This window comes from Tardiphaga sp. OK245 (assembly GCF_900108575.1).
GTDB lineage: Bacteria > Pseudomonadota > Alphaproteobacteria > Rhizobiales > Xanthobacteraceae > Tardiphaga > Tardiphaga robiniae.
Genome location: NZ_FNWZ01000002.1, coordinates 433,833 through 451,283, shown reverse-complemented (window position 1 = coordinate 451,283; position 17,451 = coordinate 433,833). Strand labels below are relative to the sequence as shown.

15 protein-coding genes, 1 tRNA gene and 1 pseudogene are annotated in these 17,451 nt (G+C 60.0%); 9 read left to right on the top strand and 8 right to left on the bottom strand.

The annotated features are described in order from the left end of the window. Positions 1-55 precede the first annotated feature (55 nt). Together BLW80_RS08750 and BLW80_RS08745 are read right to left on the bottom strand one after the other, a co-directional pair. Positions 56-769 (bottom strand): response regulator transcription factor, encoded by a 714-nt coding sequence (locus BLW80_RS08750; protein ID WP_093757655.1) that lies wholly within the window; start codon positions 767-769, stop codon positions 56-58. 902 nt (positions 770-1,671) lie between these two features. Next, positions 1,672-2,556, bottom strand: a complete 885-nt coding sequence (locus BLW80_RS08745; protein ID WP_093757654.1) for a hypothetical protein — start codon at positions 2,554-2,556, stop codon at positions 1,672-1,674. Positions 2,557-3,078: 522 nt separating this feature from the next. Here BLW80_RS08745 and BLW80_RS08740 point away from each other — a divergent pair. Further along, positions 3,079-3,426, top strand: coding sequence for a hypothetical protein (locus BLW80_RS08740; RefSeq protein WP_089263456.1), 348 nt, complete (start codon positions 3,079-3,081; stop codon positions 3,424-3,426). 743 nt (positions 3,427-4,169) lie between these two features. Continuing rightward, entirely contained in the window at positions 4,170-5,261 is a 1,092-nt protein-coding gene (locus BLW80_RS08730) for a glycosyltransferase family 1 protein (protein ID WP_139285796.1), read from the top strand. Positions 5,262-5,346: 85 nt separating this feature from the next. Here BLW80_RS08730 and BLW80_RS08725 read toward each other — a convergent pair. Continuing rightward, positions 5,347-5,423: transfer RNA gene (locus BLW80_RS08725), tRNA-Arg, on the bottom strand. Between the two features lie 390 nt (positions 5,424-5,813). On the opposite strand from BLW80_RS08725, the gene BLW80_RS08720 reads away from it, so the two are divergent. From BLW80_RS08720 to BLW80_RS08710, 3 genes are all read left to right on the top strand, one after another. Further along, positions 5,814-6,626, top strand: a complete 813-nt coding sequence (locus BLW80_RS08720) for a class I SAM-dependent methyltransferase (protein ID WP_093757651.1) — start codon at positions 5,814-5,816, stop codon at positions 6,624-6,626. Between the two features lie 185 nt (positions 6,627-6,811). Then, positions 6,812-7,777, top strand: coding sequence for an amidohydrolase family protein (locus BLW80_RS08715; protein ID WP_093757650.1), 966 nt, complete (start codon positions 6,812-6,814; stop codon positions 7,775-7,777). 112 nt (positions 7,778-7,889) lie between these two features. Next, positions 7,890-8,978, top strand: a complete 1,089-nt coding sequence (locus BLW80_RS08710; protein ID WP_093757649.1) for an acyltransferase family protein — start codon at positions 7,890-7,892, stop codon at positions 8,976-8,978. 8 nt (positions 8,979-8,986) lie between these two features. On the opposite strand, the gene BLW80_RS08705 is transcribed toward BLW80_RS08710, so the two are convergent. From BLW80_RS08705 to BLW80_RS08690, 5 genes are all read right to left on the bottom strand, one after another. Then, positions 8,987-9,487, bottom strand: coding sequence for a hypothetical protein (locus BLW80_RS08705; RefSeq protein WP_093757648.1), 501 nt, complete (start codon positions 9,485-9,487; stop codon positions 8,987-8,989). 46 nt (positions 9,488-9,533) lie between these two features. Beyond that, positions 9,534-9,710 carry a hypothetical protein gene (locus BLW80_RS30225; RefSeq protein ID WP_170849619.1) on the bottom strand — a complete coding sequence of 59 codons (177 nt, stop codon included), beginning with the start codon at positions 9,708-9,710 and terminating at the stop codon, positions 9,534-9,536. 209 nt (positions 9,711-9,919) lie between these two features. Continuing rightward, positions 9,920-10,975: a polysaccharide deacetylase family protein gene (locus tag BLW80_RS08700; protein ID WP_093757647.1), complete on the bottom strand. Its 1,056-nt coding sequence runs from the start codon at positions 10,973-10,975 to the stop codon at positions 9,920-9,922. Positions 10,976-11,090: 115 nt separating this feature from the next. After that, complete coding sequence (locus BLW80_RS08695; RefSeq protein ID WP_093757646.1) at positions 11,091-11,495, bottom strand: YccF domain-containing protein; 405 nt, start codon at positions 11,493-11,495, stop codon at positions 11,091-11,093. A 93-nt stretch (positions 11,496-11,588) separates the two neighbouring features. Continuing rightward, positions 11,589-13,310, bottom strand: coding sequence for a putative bifunctional diguanylate cyclase/phosphodiesterase (locus BLW80_RS08690; RefSeq protein ID WP_244528170.1), 1,722 nt, complete (start codon positions 13,308-13,310; stop codon positions 11,589-11,591). A gap of 612 nt (positions 13,311-13,922) precedes the next feature. On the opposite strand from BLW80_RS08690, the gene ssuD reads away from it, so the two are divergent. The 4 genes and pseudogenes from ssuD (at position 13,923) to BLW80_RS08670 (ending at position 17,418) form a co-directional block, all read left to right on the top strand. Then, the gene (gene ssuD / locus BLW80_RS08685; RefSeq protein WP_068730429.1) at positions 13,923-15,080 is read left to right on the top strand and encodes an FMNH2-dependent alkanesulfonate monooxygenase; all 1,158 of its coding nucleotides are present in this window, start codon (positions 13,923-13,925) and stop codon (positions 15,078-15,080) included. A gap of 19 nt (positions 15,081-15,099) precedes the next feature. Next, positions 15,100-15,906 (top strand): aliphatic sulfonate ABC transporter permease SsuC, encoded by an 807-nt coding sequence (ssuC, locus tag BLW80_RS08680; protein ID WP_093757644.1) that lies wholly within the window; start codon positions 15,100-15,102, stop codon positions 15,904-15,906. Between the two features lie 239 nt (positions 15,907-16,145). Beyond that, positions 16,146-16,790: pseudogene (locus tag BLW80_RS08675) on the top strand (ABC transporter ATP-binding protein); the annotation flags it as partial. 25 nt (positions 16,791-16,815) lie between these two features. Continuing rightward, the gene (locus BLW80_RS08670; RefSeq protein ID WP_093757642.1) at positions 16,816-17,418 is read left to right on the top strand and encodes a flavin reductase family protein; all 603 of its coding nucleotides are present in this window, start codon (positions 16,816-16,818) and stop codon (positions 17,416-17,418) included. The last annotated feature ends 33 nt before the right edge of the window (positions 17,419-17,451 follow it).

Sequence of the window (17,451 nt, the reverse complement as noted above, 5' to 3'; positions counted from 1 at the left end):
AGGCGGTGGACGCCAACGCCGTAGTCGGCGTCCTCTTGCGCGTAAGGCGTGAGCCTTAGTTCGCTTTTGAAATAGGCGCTTCGTTAGCGGGACGAGACTTCAGATCGTCCAGCCGGTAACCCATATAACGCTTCGATTCGATTGGGTCGAAGCCGAGATGATCGCGTAGCTTCTTGCGCAGCTTGCTCACATGGCTTTCGATCACATTCTCATCGAAGCTGGCATCGAACAGCCCGTAGATGGCGTTGAAGAGCTGGGTCTTCGTCAGCCATTTGCCCTGATGCCCGACTAGGTGTTCGAGAATGCGTAGTTCGCGTCGTGGCAGGACCAAAGTGCGACCGGCAACCTCCGGGTCGCGGCCATCGAGAAAGACACGAATTACGCTCGTTTGTGCCGGTTCATGCTGATCGATGGTGCGGCGGCGAATAACTGCCGTTCGTGCCATGATCTCGCGGACGTGGACCGGTGCGTGAACGACGTCATCGACGCCAGCTTCGAATAACTCAATGGTCTGCTTGAGGTGCTTCAGGCTGTTGAGCGCAATAATCGGCGCCCGTGACCTGTTGCGGATACTGGATGGGATGCTCGTCCGATCCGGACAATCGCCCAGCAGAAAGGCCCGAATGACAGTTAAATCATTACCAACGGCACATTCCAGCCAATCGCGAAAGTCTGTAGAAGTGAAGCCAATCGATACAACCCCTTCGCGATCAAACCCGGCCGCATAGCCTTGTGTGACGCCCTCTCGGTCATCGATTACAACAAACATTTTAATCCCCTGCGTGTTCGCCTTGATATCGTTATGGGGTCGAATTAGGCGCACTCGCCCCATTTTTGTCTTGAAGACGCAACACAACAGTTACTTGAGCGGATGGATGGGCCTTTGAGCGATTCGCTGACTTGCAAATGGGAGGCCCGGTCGCTTTTTACGGGATACCCAATGCTGTGATGCGGTCAGCTCACATTCTCCGGCTTGCATTCATCCGTAGTTTCAGAGAGCTCCCTCTCGCTATGTGAACACGACATGACATCTCATGGTCGTGCACGGTCGGTGGCAGAACCGAACCAGCGCTAATGTCAAAACGGGGGAGGTGGCCGATCGCGTGCCGTATCGTCGATATCTGGCGCTTTGATCGGCTGAACTTGCCCGAGTTGTCACACACGCGAATCGGCATACTGGTCATCAAGATGATACCGCATCATCAAGTAGTCGAGGTGCACAAATTTGCAAAGAGTCGTGCATGCAAACCATGCAGTTGAAGCAAACTAACAAGTGGATAATTCATGAAGGGCGACGATTTAGTCAGACCCTTTTTGCATCGAACTATCTCACAGCGTGTCGTCACAGATGCAATCGCCACTTCACCGGTTTGAACCAGTGCAGTACCACACGGCAAAACGCATTGATTGTCGTGCGCGGGCATATGGAGCGAGAGTCTGTTCGTCATGTGCGGGGCAGCAACATGCGATTGCGTGGGTCCGATATCAGTCGGCATCGGCCAATACTGATATCCGCTCTCAAGAGCGTGCCATATAGGGCGCTCGGATCGTTCGATACGAATCCGAAGTTGCCGATCTTGTCGGCGTCGTCCTTGGTAGTCATCCAGCGTGTCACGAGCATCCTGCCTGTGCGTGGCCGTTAGTATCGATCAGTCAGATCGAGGCATCAATTCAGCGACCTGAAAGGATGACGCCTCTGCTGGTCAGAACCTGCCAGCGGTTGTTTTCGTTCTTGATTTCCTGGATCCGCCCGAGAGCAGGGACATCCTGCCCCGGCACGACCTCAATCACGCCGGTCTTTCCCTCGAGCACTGCGACGCCATCATAGGCGCGGCGCACGTGCCAGCCGGGAATAACTTCGCGTGACGTACTTGCTGGCCGTTGCGCCTGAGGCTGCACCGTGCCGGTGATATCGGCAGTATTCGCCAGCGTGGCTGCGACCTGTACCGCTTGTGCTTTTTCATCGGCAATGCGTGCAAATTTCGCAGCCAGAGCGGTTTGTTCGCGGTCGGCGCGATCTTGTGCGCGGCTTGCCTGTTCGGCGGCCTGCGTACGGGCAGCTTCAGCGGCAGCGCGACTGCTCGCCACATCGCCGGTCATCTCCGCAACTTGCCGTCGTAGCTGCGCGACGGAATCGCGAATGCTGCGAAGATCCGCATCAGATACGGCTGAAGATGTCATCGGCCGCAGGAGCAGATAGGCAATCGCGCCAGCGGAAACGAGCGTTGACAGGCCGACGACCATTGCCAGGGAGAAGAATGGAGCTTTCCATGCCGGCGATTGTAACGGTCTTGCGACAATACGGGCGGGCGGCACAGTGAAGCGCACCTTTGCCTTGATCGGGTCTTCGCGAGTGGAAATGCGAGCGCGTTGCATATTTGCCCGCGCCTCGCTGGCGAGAAGCTCGTCGATCGCGGCGGCAGCGGCGATGTGAGGTTTTGGCGTGGAGTGTGAATTCGGTGATTGCTCACGAAACAGGCTGCCGTTTTCCACAGCGGCCGACTGTGAATCCGACGGTTTCTTGGACATCGTCATGCTGATCTTTGCATTGGTCATGACTGTCTGCAGTGGCAATCAAATCGTAAGAGCGGCGTAACAAGTGAAGCTTGCGCGAAGCCGTCGAGATAGGTGTGTGCGCAAACGATCAACCGACGGTCGATCTTCATCGCACGACGATGCAGATCGTTCGAACGATGATCGGGTGCTGTCCGCACCGATATGTCGTGCACAAGAGCGCATAGGAGTTGTGTAGTTATCGGTGTGGTCTTCGTGTGGTCACGAGCTGCTAGCCGGACATCTCATGACCGTCACAGGGTGGCGATTTGATCGAGGAATGGAGAATGGCGCGCGCACGATCAATGAGATGCGAGACAATCAAATCAAAGTCGACCCAAAGAATATTGAAATTGATTCGTAAAAATATAGATGAGTCGAGCTGCCTCACTCCAAAGTCTATCAGATCAAATCGGTAAATCCGCGCATTGAGTTAAATGCCGTAAATCTTGATAATAGATCGATAGGGGCTATTCATCGGTTGATGAAGTGGCGTTTTAAGAAACCGACACTATTGCCGTGGCCATGGATATCGATCTCAAAAGCCTTCGCGATTACGTGAAATTGTTGAAAGCCGAGCGGCAGGATTCGCCGATCGGCAAGATCAAATCCGGCGCGACTGAAATTATTCGAAAGAACCTTCGGGAACTGGAGCGGATGCACCGTGAAGACGGCGCAACGTGGACCGAAATTGCTGCGGGCCTCGCTGCGCAGGGCGTTACCCAGGGTGATGGTCAGCCCATCACTGGCCGTCGCCTCACAGCTCTGATGCATAATATCAGGGTGCAGGAAGAACGGAGTCTCGCCCGGGGAAAGGCGCTTGGTGATGCGCCTGATCAGGAGCCGCCCGAGCCACAAGGCACTGCCGACTGAGTCACGTTGCGAATTGTCAAATTCGATCCATTCAAAATGAGTCCCTTGTTGACGACCTTCTGTCACCAAGATCGTTGGAGTGGATCGAGTTGAAAGAGGACGGGAATGGTGCTCCCGCCGCATTGCGGCATGGGCTCTGCCTTTGGCATTCGCTCGACATTGATTGTCTTGTGTGGCGCCTGCTTCAGCTCCGACAGTTCGGTTATCTGACGTGCCGACGCTCGGCCTTGTCCACCCTGATATGCGATCAGCTTCATGATCAACCAGGTATGGATCCAGTCCGCCGCGCGCTCAGGATGTTATGCTTCATCATGTCCTGTAGAGGATGTGGCTACGGCGCGTGGTGCGCCCAGTTGACGACATGGAATATGGGTGATGGCGCGGGGGCGCTCATCGACTGATCCTGCCGCGTCAGCGGTCGCGGTGCGGAAAATGAAAATTGGAATGCCCGCCGACCTTCAACAGGTTGAGCAGCGGTCCCCGCCGAGTGTTGTAGAAACTGCAGCCGGTGCAGCAAGTGAACAGCCGGTGTCCGATCGCAGGTAGCTCTGGGAGAGGCTAAAAGGCGCCTTGAGGGCAGCTCGCCAAAAACGCTTGCAAACGGGCATGTTGCAGCCTTCTTCGCCCTCGTCAGACGCGCTTTTTTGTTGCATTCATGTCGTGTCGCGCATCAATCCGTGATGGCGATACCCGTTCTATTGCAACTCCTGTGAGCTGGCCTCGTCTGTTAAGGAATTCCATCGGTGAGTGCGACGGCAGAAAGCCCAAATAGGACCAGACCGAGAATCCTCGAATTGGGCTCCTGGCACTACTGCAAGGATATCTATCCGGAAGAGACGGATGTGCTCTGGACGGGGGAACGTCCGATCCCTCGCGGGCGAGCGGCGAAAGGCTTCGCCGACTGCACGCCCTGGCGATTTATCAAGGCGATGCGTGAGGCGCGACGCGGGGCATACGACCTGATCATCGTCTATATGCCACTACGCCCGGCGTGGCATCCGCGCTACTGGCTACGCGCTTTCTTCCGGCAACCGCTTCGCCCGCTATCCGCGATGACAAGAGTGTTCGGCGTCTCCTGGCTACGATTCGTGAAGCCTCCCGTGCCGATCGCCGTTCTGGATATGAACGACGCCTTCATCGTCGGCTCGCATAACTTTTTTCTGCTCGACAAAGCTACCGCGGCTTTTAAACGCGAGCTTCCCGTCGATCGGTGGCACATTCTCTGCCACTCGGCCCATCCGGCACTTCCGACGCGGCGCATACGGCGCAATCGGCGCTGGAACGAACGTCTGGCGAAGATCCGCCCCATTTCGCTTCCTGCAACAAGGATCGATACCGATAGCGAACCTCCGGAAAAGACATCTGACGTGTTTTTCGTTGGCGAGGTCGCGGAAAATTCGTGGGTGCGCCGTGTCGGTCTTTCAGAACTCGAGGCGTTGAGAAGCAAGGGTCTCAAGGTCGATATTCCGCATGAGAGGCTACCGCATGACGAGTTCCTGCGGCGGCTTTCGAGCGCATGGCTGGCCTGGTCGCCGTCGGGCTATAGCTGGGAGTGCTATCGAACCGCCGAGGCGGCGCAATGTCTGACCGTGCCGGTTCTCAACTATCCGACGGTCGAGCGTCACGCGCCCGTTCGAGAACACGAGCATGTTCTGCTGTACGACGTAACCCCGGGCAGTCTGTCGGTCGTGATCGAGCGCGGACTGAGCGACAAGCCGCATCTGCGCCAGATGGCACTGGATCTGCGCGAGCATGTTCGCAAATATCATCTGCAGGACGCGATGGTCGATTATGTCATCGACGAGACGCTGCGTGCTGATGGTCGAACGGCTTAACGGAGGCAAAGCTCTGAGGCCCAATCCGTTGGATTTGACCCCGCCGTGCATGTCGCCATGCCGTCTAATGCGGCGCAGCAAGATCTGGCGCACCCGACACGATTCGAACGTGTGACCTTTGCCTTCGGAGGGCAACGCTCTATCCAGCTGAGCTACGGGTGCTTCGAGGGTCCATTTAGCCGATTGGCCGGGCGGCGGCAACGGCTGGCCGGGGTGGTTTTGGGCGAAAACGGCTCGGTTGGAGGGTGCGCTGCCCTCTTTCCTTTCAGGCGACGATCACACGTTTGAATCGTGTCGGGATGCCCGGACGCGCTTGCGCCGCTGGTGTGTGGGTATTTCGCGCGGGCGAGGGGACCAGGTTGCGCCCCGTGATTGTCCCGGAACCTCGCCCATTTGCTCAATCACGCTGTGTTTGGCAACGGGACGTCGTCCGATCGCGAATGCTGAACCTAGAACAAGAGCCGAGTGACATAACTGCGGCTACCTGGGCGCCGGTCTGCGAACCGAGCAAAGGCGCCGGCCGTTCCCATGTCGAACATTGGAGGATGTCCTATGAATCCCAACCAGGCTCTTTGGGAGAAAGGCGATTTCACCCGTATTGCGGAGACGATGCGCGCCAGCGGCGAGGCGCTCGTTGCGTCGATCGGGATCTCGCGCGGAAGTGACGTGCTCGATCTTGGATGCGGAGACGGCACGACAGCACTGCCAGCAGCAAAAGCCGGAGCAATCGTCACGGGTGTCGATATTGCGCGCAATCTGGTGGACGCCGGCAACAGGCGCGCGATGGCGGAAGGGGTTACGTGTCGCTTTCAGGAAGGCGATGCATCGAATCTGAAAGATATCAAGGACGACAGTTTCGATCTCGTTGTCAGCATCTTTGGCGCGATGTTCGCGCCCCGGCCATCGGATGTTGCCAGGGAAATGGTTCGCGTCACGCGGCCGGGCGGCCGGATTGTGATGGGAAACTGGATCCCGAACGATCCCACTCTGGTGGCGCAGATTCTCAAGATCAGCTCATCCTACTCGCCGCCTCCGCCGGAAGGGTTCGTAAGTCCCATGACCTGGGGGCTCGAGGACAATGTTGTCGAGCGCTTCACCTCGGCCGGCATTCCGAAGCCAAATATCTCATTCGCTCGTGACTCCTACGAATTCAACTTTGCCGGACCGCCGGCAAAGTTCGTCGACCAGTTCAAGGCATATTACGGCCCGACCATGAATGCCTTCGATGCGGCTGAAAAAGACGGTCGCGCCGACACCTTGAAGGGCGAGCTTGTAAAGCTCTTCGAGAGCCAGAACAGAAGCTCCGATCCTTCGACGACATCGGTGAAGGCGACGTTCCTGCGCGTTACCGTCCGCAAACCGTGACATGACTGCGAGCGAGCTGCTGCACAGCCAATTTGGCATCGGGCTGTGCAGCAGGAGCGCGATCCCCGTCGTCTTCGCTTTGCAGCATGTGGAAGCACACTTGACATGGATCGCGAAACGATCACGTTGGCCTCAATCAAGTGAACGCCGGCCCAAAATGGCGTCACGACATCAGGGAGGAACCAATGCTCACCAGACGCGGTGTTCTGCTCTCTTCAATCGCGGGGGCTGTCGTGCTCAGCAACAGATTTGCGGTTGGCAAGGCCGCGCAGCCGGCGACGCCGGTGAATTTCCAGGTGCCTGCAGACGCCTGCGACTGTCACACCCATATTCATGGCGATCCCGAAAAGTTCCCGTTTTTTGCAGGCCGCGTCTACACGCCGGAACTGGCGTCGCCGGAGGAAATGGCGGCGCTGCACAAGGCACTCGGCGTCAAGCGCGTGGTGATCGTCACGCCCAGCATCTACGGCACTGATAATTCGGCGACCCTGTTCGGCATGAAGGCGCGGGGCAACGATGCGCGCGGCGTTGCTGTTATCGATGACAAGACACCGGAGAGCGAGCTCGACGCCATGAAGGCCGCCGGCATTCGCGGCATGCGGATCAATCTTGCGACCAGCGGCGTGAGCGATCCCGCCATCGGCAAGCAGCGTCTTCTCGGCGCGATCGAGCGCATGAAGACGCGCGGCTGGCACATCCAGATGTTCACCAATCTGCCATTGGTATCCGCGATCAAGGATGTTGTTGCCAGCGCACCGATGCCGCTGGTGTTCGATCATTTCGGCGGCGCGGAAGCCAGGCTCGGGCTGGATCAGCCGGGCTTTGCGGACCTGCTCGACCTCGTCAAAACCGGCAAGGCCTATGTGAAGATTTCCGGCGCCTATCGCGCTTCGACACAAGGGCCAGATTACCCGGACGTCGCACCGCTGGCGAAGGCGCTGATCGCCGCCAATCCGGAGCGGATCATCTGGGGCACCGACTGGCCGCATCCGGATTCGGTGACGCCGGCTGGCAGGAAGCCGACCGAGGTCACGCCGCTCTTTCAGATTGACGACGGCCGCCTGCTGAACCAGCTCGCGGTGTGGGCGCCCGACGCGGCGCTTCGCAAGACAATCCTCGTCGACAATCCCGCACGGCTTTACGGCTTCTGACCGCTGGCGTCACCTCGCCGCCTTCTTTGTCCCGCAAGAGTTCCGGATCGGCGGAACTCTCGTCTCTGCCAGAGGTTTGCCCCCGACCGCGACGGGCGGTTGAGGGAGGCCCATGCTGTCAAATCTGCAGGTGTTGCGCGGCATAGCTGCCCTTGGCGTGGTGTTCTTCCACACCGGCTACAAGTTCGCGGGCGATTGGCACACCGAATTCTTCGGGGTCTCCACCTTCTTCGTCATCTCCGGCTTCATCATGTGTTTCATCACCCGGAAGGGTGATGACGATTTTCTCGCCAAGCGCCTGGAGCGGATCGCACCGCTCTATTGGCTGTGCACAGCCGTGCTTCTTGTCGTGATGTTCGGATCTGCGCTGCTTGAGGCAGAGACATGGGCAAAGCCGTTGGATGGCCGTTCGTCCGAGCCGCTCTGGGCCTATGTCGGCCGCAGCCTGATGTTCGCGCCGATCGGTGACAAATATCCGATCCTGAATGTCGGTTGGTCGCTGAACTACGAGGTGTATTTTTATCTGATCTTCGCAGCCGCGCTTGTGATCAGCCGCCGTCTGGCGCCGCTGATCGTTGTCGGATGCCTGGTGGCGTTGAACTATGCCGCGGCCGCCGTCTGCACGGCGGCTGCCTGCCACTATCTGTCCTTCGACTATACGAAGTTCTTCATCGCCGGGATCGCGATCTTCTATGCGTTGCAGGTTTTTGCTCCCGCTGCACCACAACGCTCCATTGTCTGGATCGGCGCCGCACTCGTCACACTCTGCTATGGGTCACAATTCGTGGGACCGCTATGGGCAAACAGCGTCACGCCGTCGGTCTATATGGCGCTCGCCGCAGCCGCGCCGGTCGTGATTGTCGCCAGTGCGCTGTTTGTCGAATATGCCGGCGGTGCCATAACCTGGCAGCCGCTTATTCTGATCGGCAATGCGTCCTACGCCATCTATCTCACGCATCCGATCGTTTTCGACGTCATGAAAACAGGTAATGAGCGATGGCTTCAGCTGCCAACGCCCGAAGCATCGACAATGATGATGCTGTGTTATGTCGCCATAGCCGGCGGCGCGGGCATCATCGTGCATCTCACAATTGAAAACCCACTGCTTCGCGTGATCAGGCGCAGGCGGCAACCGGGCATCAAAACACTCGTGTCAGGCAGTGGGCTTGATGCTGTGGGTCGACGGCATCAAGCCGCATAGGTTATGCGTCAGCTCCGGATCATATTGATCGAGACGTCGCGGATCTGACCCTTGGAGCTGATCGAAACCAGCTGCTTGTTGCCCTTGGTGGTCAGCGTCAGGTTGGCGGCGAAGCCGGCGGCCTCGACGAAGACATCGATCTGGCCACCACCGGCGCTGCCCTGCAGATTGCCGAAGATATTGCGGCTGGCTTCGCCCCAGGTGCCGGTTACCTGATTGCCCTGGCTCTTCACATCGCTGCTGAGTTCGAACTTGTAGCTGTCGCTTGCGCAGCGCAGAGACTGTTTCAGCGCGGTACCTCCGACAACGTTGTAGGTGGCGCGGCAGCGAATTTGTTCGGAGGAGCCATCCGACAGCGACACGGTGCCGCTACCGCTCCACGATCCGTCAAAGCCGGCAAAAGGGCTCGCCGACTGGGCCTGGCTCGCCGTCGCCGACAGCATCAGGATTGCGCCGACAGTGGCGGCCTTGAGCGTGTGTCCGATCAGATGTGCGCTGAATGAGGTCATGGTGATGGCTTTCTGTGTCTGGGGATATCGGAGGGGAGGGGTGCGATCAGGCGCGACGCGTGAGCGTCAGATAGGCGAATTTCGCGGTCGCCGTATCGGGGGCGATCTGCGCGCCGTTGTAGGAAAAGGTGCCGATACCCGGCAGGTCGTTCATCGCGGTGCCGGAGAATGACGGGCCGGCAAAGGCGAACGAGAAGGCGACGATGAAACCGATGATGCGCATCTGACTGTCCCTGTTGGGCGGCGCTGTGTGCCGCGTCGTTGGACAGATGGATAACCATGCCCGGTTTCGGGCGGTCTGCGTCGAGGTGGATAATGGTTTCGTCGGGGGATCGTTTTGTTTCGCCGCGCGCCTTGCCACGAAACACAAAAAAGGCCGGGGCAGCGGTGCCGCCCCGGCCTCGATTCGGTTCAACCCGAGTGGATCAGGTGTTAGTCGACCGTCTGGATCACGTTGGAAATCGGGCGCGCATTGCTGGTTTTCACCGGCTGCAGTTCGGCGGCGATGGCGGCGTCGTAGCTTGCGATGGTCGGCAGCGTGTCCTTGGCGCGGATATGCACGACCTTGTAGCCGCCGGCCTTGAGCTGAGCGAGCAGGTCCGGCACCGCGGCGGCGGACCACTTGTGCAGGTCATGCATCAGGATGATGCCTTTGCCCTTCTTCTTCAGCTTTTCCATCACCGAGGCAACCAGCTTGCCGGCATTGTGGATGCGGAAGTCCTCGGAATCGATGTCGATGGAGAAGGCGGCGATGTTGCGCTCGGCGAGATAGGCCTTCAGCTCCGCATTCTGGCGCAATTGCGGGAAACGGAAGAACGGCGACAGCGGCTGGCCGGCCATCAGGGTGATGGCGCTGATACCGCGTTCGATCTCGTCCTTGGCTTCCTGCGGGGTCTTGGTCGCCAGGTTCTGGTGCGACCAGGTATGGGTGCCGACCGAATGGCCGGCCGCGATCACCTGCTTCAACACCGCGGGATGCCAGGTGGCATGCTTGCCGATCGGGAAGAACACGGCCTGTACGCATTGCGCGCTGAGCGCAGCCAGCACGGCAGGCGTGGTCACCGGCCACGGGCCGTCGTCGAAGGTCAGCACGACTTCGCCGGGCTGCAGGAAGTCGTAGTCGCGATATTGCGACATGCCAAGGCCGGGGCCGCCGGTGGTGTCGATCTGCACGGTGCGTGACACGCCGAGCGCGTTCGGATTGTTGCAGACGGGCTTGGCGATGGTCGGGCGCTTTTCCGCCGCGGGAGCCACGGGCATGGCAGCCGGTGCGGCTGCGACAGCCTGCACGCGCGGCGGCGGTTCGGTCGGTGCGGCCGAATTCGACTTCGGCGCGCGCGTGTCGATCGAGGCGGTGGTGAGCTCGCCTTTATCGGCTTTCGCACTGGTCTGAGCACCGGTGGGCCCGAAGAAATGCCAGGCGCCAGCGCCCGCGGCGACAACCGCCGTGAAAGAACCTGCAACGATCAAAAAAGGAAGCTTACGCATAATCACTCCGGCGCCCGAGGCCCACCTCGTTTCACCATTGAGCGAAATAGTTAATCACGCGTATGCGCGGCGCACTCTCAACGAGAAAATTTGAATTTGTTCAACGCAATGCGCGTCAGGCCGGTACGATGACCTTGCCGATCGGCCATAGCGCGATGCCGGCGAGCTTCAGATGTGCCCAGGCAAAGGGAATGCCGACGATGGTGATCGCCAGGGCCAGCGCTGCCAGGAGATGGCCGATCGCCAGCCACCAGCCGGCCAGTACCAGCCAGATGATGTTGCCCAGCAGGCCGAAGACGCCGGTGCCGATGTCGCCGCGGCCGGTGACGGCCTCGCGGTCAACGGCGCGCTGGCCGAACGGCAGCAGCGTATAGGCGGCGATATTGAAGGCGGCGCGGGCCCAGGGCAGGCCGATGATGGTGATGGCCATCACAACGGCCGCGATCAGCCAGCCGACTGCCATTCCCAATCCGCCGAACACGATCCAGAGGATATTCAGAAACAGCGGGACGACGGGCATGGGGGCTCTCTGGTGATGCGTAGCGCGTGGTTTTCAGTCCCTTAGCAGATGGGATGTGGTTAAGGGATGACAATGACGGGAGAGGGCGGTGCCTCAATAACCCCGGCCGCCGGAGCGGGAATAGGCGGGACGGGCATCTGGTGCCGGGCGAGCCGATGATGCGCCGCGCAGGTCGCTACTGGTGCGTGCCTGTGGCTGCAGTTCTTCCAGAAAAATCGGCTTGGAGAAATAATAGCCCTGCGCATAGCGGATCTTGGTCGCGGCCTGAAGATAGGCCAGTTCCTCGAAGGTCTCGACGCCTTCCGCGATCACGGTCATGCCCAGCGCTTCGCTGAGCGACTCGATGGCGCGGAGGATGCCCTGGCTGCGCGGGCGCTTGTGGATGTCCGTAATGAAGGATCGGTCGATCTTGATCTCGTCGGCGGTGATATCCGCCAGCGCCGACAACGACGAATAGCCGACGCCGAAATCGTCGATGGAGATGCCGACGCCGAGCGCGCGGAACATCGGCAGAATGTCGTCCTGGAAATGCGTCTTGGCGACGAATGCGTCTTCGGTCACTTCGACCATGAAGCGCGTCGGGCAGCCGGTCTCCTCGATGGCCCTGGCAAAGGCGCGCATGAATTCCGGGTTGCCAGCCTGTTTGGCGGCGACGTTGATGCTGATACTGGCGGTGGCGCCGAAGGTCTCGTCGATCAGGTCGATCGACTTCATAATCTCGGCGAGCACCAGATGGGTGAGCTCGTCAATCAGGCCGAGTTCGACTGCCAGATTGATGAAGGTGCTGGGTGCCTGGATCACGCCATCGTCGTCACGCAGCCGCACCAGGGCCTCGATACCCTTGATCTCCAGGCTGCGGATATCGACCTTCGGTTGAAACGCGCAGCAGAACCGCTTGTCGAGAATCGCCAGCCGCAACGACTGTTCGGTGGCCATGCGGGTCAGCGCCTCGCTCTCCATGCTGGAGTCGAAGAACACCGCAGCGCCCTTGGTCTCATTCTTCACGCGATACATCGCGATATCGGCGTTCTGATGCAGCGCGTCGTAGTTGCGGCCGTGTTCGGGATAGAGGCTGACGCCGATCGAGGCTGAAGCGAATACTTCGGAGCCGTCGATGAAGAACGGCGCACGCAGCCGCTGCACCAGCAGTTCCAGATATTCGGCGACCTCCTGCTGGCTCTGGATCGGGTTCAGCAGCAGCAGGAATTCGTCACCGGAAATCCGCGACAGCATGTCGGTGCCGCGCAGGTCGAGCGCCAGTCGCTTGGCGAACTGCACCAGCAGCGCATCACCGACGCTGTGACCGTAATAGTCGTTGATGTGCTTGAAATTGTCGATGTCGAGGAAGGCCAGCGCGAAATGCGATGTCTCGCCGGAATGGCCTATGATGTCGCCGACATGTTTCTCGATCACGCGCCGCGTCGGCAGATCGGTCAGCTCGTCGTAATAGGCGCGACGAAACAACTCCTCTTCCATCTCTTTCTGCCGGCTCACATCCGTGGCGCTGGACAGTAGCACGCTACGATCACCGATACGCGCCGGACGATGCGTGGTCAGGAACACGCGCCTGTCGCGTTCGGAATTGACGCGTTCCTCGAACACCGCGGAGCGGCCGGACTGCAGCAGGTCGAGTGCAGTCGTTCGTCGATGCGTCAGTGCTTGCACCAGAAAATGCGATTGCGGATCGGGTCTGTTGAATTGGTCTGCCGATGCATTGAACTGGATTGCCGCGGCATCATTCACCAGCAGAAAGTCGCCCTGATCGTCTTGCACAGTGACGGAGGCCGGTAGCATGCGTACGATCTCGCGCAGCATCTCCAATTCGCGTGCGGCATCGCTATCCACGAATCCGGTAGCAGCCTCGGTCGAAGAGGTTGCGGTCGGGCGGTCGCTGTCCATTGGAGAGGCCGACGAGCCTGAGGTGGATGCGTTCTGCATGGTGGCCGAGCCTCGCAAAACGCCTTGTCGATTTGGTTAAATCGGTTCGCAAAACGCGGGTAGTTGTGTAAATGCCGCGCGATTTGGAGCGGTAGCGGTGCTGACGTCATTAACAAAGCGTCAATGCCGCCGGCAAAAGCGCTAGATTGCTCAATGACGGCCTGCACGACCATTCTCATGACGAGCCTTTGAGCAAAACAATCAGGGTGCCACGCGCCGTGATCTCAGCATGAAATTCTCCACTCAGTCGCGCTGATCGCCGGGCGAGCCCTTGCATTCCGGCCCACGCGGTTGTGATCGCCGCGGGATGCAAGATTGGCGGAGAAAAATGCGCTGCATATGCCCGGAAGTTTGAAAGGAACGCCTCGTCATCGACCTAAGTCACAGTGCGCACGTCGCTATTTTTCCGGGCCACTCGACAGACTTATGTCATGACACCATCCTCTCGCGACGCCGCAATGGTCGCCCGATGCGAGAGAGACGTCGCCGATGAGCAATCCATCCAAAGCCAATGTTCTCTGGTTCCTGCCGACCCACGGCGATGGACGCTATTTGGCATCGACCCATGGTGCGCGCGACATCGACTTCAAATATCTCCGCCAAATCGCGCAGGCGGCCGATCAGCTGGGCTATTTCGGCGTGCTGCTGCCAACGGGGCGCAGCTGCGAGGATTCATGGGTGGTCGCATCCGCTGTGGCCCCGTGGACTGAACAGCTTCGCTATCTCGTGGCCGTTCGGCCAGGCCTGCAATCGCCGAGCGTCGCCGCGCGCATGACTGCAACGCTGGACCGCGTCACCAACGGTCGCCTCCTGATCAATGTCGTGACCGGCGGCGATCCCGTCGAGAACAAGGGCGATGGCATCTTCCTGCCGCATGACGAGCGCTATGCCGTCACCCGCGAATTCCTCAACGTCTATAACGACCTGCTGGCCGGCAAGACCGTCAATGTGCAGGGCAAGCATATCCAGATTGAAGACGGTCGCCTGATCTTCCCACCGGTGCAGTCGCCGCGCCCGCCGCTGTATTTCGGCGGCTCGTCGGATGCCGGCATCGATGTCGCGGTGGACACCGTCGACAAATATCTCACCTGGGGCGAGCCGCCTGCGCTGGTCGCCGAGAAGGTCGCGCGCGTCAAGGCTGCTGCCGAAAAGCGCGGTCGCAAGCTGTCTTTCGGCATCCGTCTTCATGTGGTCGTGCGCGAGACCAACGAAGCCGCATGGAAGGCTGCCGACGAACTCATTCAATATGTCACCGACGACGTCATCGCCAATGCGCAGAAGACATTGGCCCGGCAGGATTCGGTCGGCCAGCAGCGCATGATGCAGTTGCATGGCGGCCGTCGCGACAAGCTCGAAATCAGCCCGAACCTCTGGGCCGGTGTCGGCCTCGTACGTGGTGGCGCCGGTACGGCGCTGGTTGGCGATGCGCAGACGGTGGCGGCGCGCATCAAGGAATATCAGGACGTCGGCGTCGATACATTCATCATGTCCGGCTATCCGCATCTCGAGGAGGCCTATCGCTTCGCCGAGCTCGTCTTTCCGCTGCTGTCGCTGCAACAGCACGACAACGTCACATCGCTACGCACGCGCACCGGCCCGGTCGGTGAAATCGTTGCCAATGAGCATCGCGCGCAGAGCGCCTCGTAATTCCGACAGGCACCCCATCATGAGCATTGTTGAAATCCTTCCCCGCATTCGCAGCTTTCGCTTGCCGCGCATCGATGGCCTGACCCAATGGATCGTGCCACTGGTCATCCTGCTCGTCTGGCAGGCCGCTTGCGTGACCGGTTACGTGCCGGCGCGGGTGATGCCGGCGCCGACCGATGTCGCCTTGGCCGGGTGGAAGCTGCTGATCTCGGGTGAACTCGCCCAGAATATCTGGGTGTCGTTCTGGCGTGCTTCCGTCGGCTTCCTGATCGGCGGCAGCATCGGCTTTGCCTTCGGTCTGGCCAACGGTCTGTCCCAGCTCAGCAGCAAGCTCACCGACACGACGCTGCAGATGGTGCGCAACGTGCCGCATCTGGCGCTGATCCCGCTGGTCATCCTGTGGTTCGGCATCGATGAGTCGGCCAAGCTGTTCCTGGTTGCGCTTGGCGTATTCTTCCCGATCTATCTCAACACGCTGCACGGCATCCGCACCGTCGATCCGCAGCTGATCGAGATGGGCCGCATCTATGGCATGCGCAACAGCGAACTGTTCCGCCGGGTGATCTTCCCGGGCGCGCTGCCGTCGATTTTCGTCGGTGTGCGCTTTGCGCTCGGCATCATGTGGCTGACGCTGATCGTGGCCGAAACCATCGCGGCCTCGTCGGGCCTTGGCTACATGGCGATGCAGGCGCGTGAATTCATGCAGATCGACGTCGTGGTGCTCAGCATCCTGATCTATGCCCTGCTGGGTAAGGTCGCCGACAGCGCCTCGCGCGCGCTGGAACGGCTGACATTGTCCTGGCACCCGGCTTTTCAGAAACATTGAGCGAAATTCGGAAGCGAGAATTTGAAATGACCGTGCAACAGTCTCTTCGCCTCAGCCATGCCGATGCTCAGGTCATCGATGCGCCCGTCGATTTCGAACAGGCCCGCGCCACGCAGGCGCGGCGTCCGTCCGAGCAGAAGTCCCGTGGACTGTCGCTGACCATTCGTGGTCTCCGCAAATCCTTCGGCAGCAATGAAGTGCTGCGCGGCGTCGATCTGCATATTCCTGCCGGCCAGTTCGTCGCCATTGTCGGCCAGAGCGGCTGTGGCAAGAGCACGCTGCTCCGCTTGATCGCAGGCCTCGACGAGCCGACTGCCGGCACGATCAGCTTTGGTGAGGAAACCCGCGCGGAGGACATCCGCGTGATGTTCCAGGAGCCGCGCCTGTTGCCATGGGCCAGCGTACTCTCGAATGTGGAAGTTGGCCTGGGGACCGACCGGATATCGGCCGATGCCAAGGCGCGCGCTGAAAGTGCATTGACGGAAGTCGGTCTCGCCGAGAAGCGCGATCAATGGCCGTCCGTGTTGTCTGGCGGCCAGAAGCAGCGTGTCGCGTTGGCGCGGGCACTGGTCAGCCATCCGCGTGTGCTGGCGCTCGACGAGCCGCTCGGCGCACTCGATGCGCTGACCCGTATTTCGATGCAGCAGTTGCTCGGTCGCGTGTGGCATGATCAGACCTTCACCTCGATTCTCGTGACGCATGACGTGTCCGAGGCCGTGGCGCTGGCAGATCGCGTGCTTGTGATTGAAGACGGTCGCATCGCGCACGATATCAATGTCGATATCGCCCGGCCGCGGCAGCGCGGCTCGGCAGATCTTGCGGCGCTGGAAGGTTCGATCCTGCGCAATCTGCTCGGCCCGGGAGCCGACGCCACTGGTTTGTGAGACTATTGTGACCTGCGAGGCTGCCATGAATTCCGTCGTTCGTAACATCACCGTCGATCGCGAGATTTCTTCCGATCGCGAGGTCACTTCGCAAGAATTCCGTGGCGCCATGCGGGTGCTGGCCGGCGGCGTCAGCGTCATCACTGTCGGGCGCGGCAAGGACATCACCGGCATGACGGTGACGTCGGTCTCGTCGCTGTCGGTCGATCCACCGACGCTGATCGTCAGCGTCAACCGGGAGTCGTCGTCCTGGCCACTGCTGCAGCGCTACGGCGCCTTCGGTGTCAACATTTTGTCGGCTGATCAGCTCGACGTGGCCGAGCGATTTTCGGGCAAGGGCGGATTGAAGGGCGCAGAACGTTTCGTTGGCGCGCAATGGGTGACCCGGGCAACCGGCGTGCCGCTGCTGGCCGGCAGCCTTGCGGCAATCGACTGCGACGTCGAGGAAGTCATCGAGCGCCACTCCCACGCCATCGTCATCGGCCGCGTCCGCGATGTCATCACCTCGGTCCCGCACACCGCGCTGACCTATTGGGACGGGCAATATGTGGCGATCGACCAGAACGAAGATAATCTGAAGCTCGCCGAAGTCAGCGTGCCCAGCATGCGGGCACTGCGCGAAATCTGATCCATAGACTGTAGGGTGGGTTAGCGCAACGTA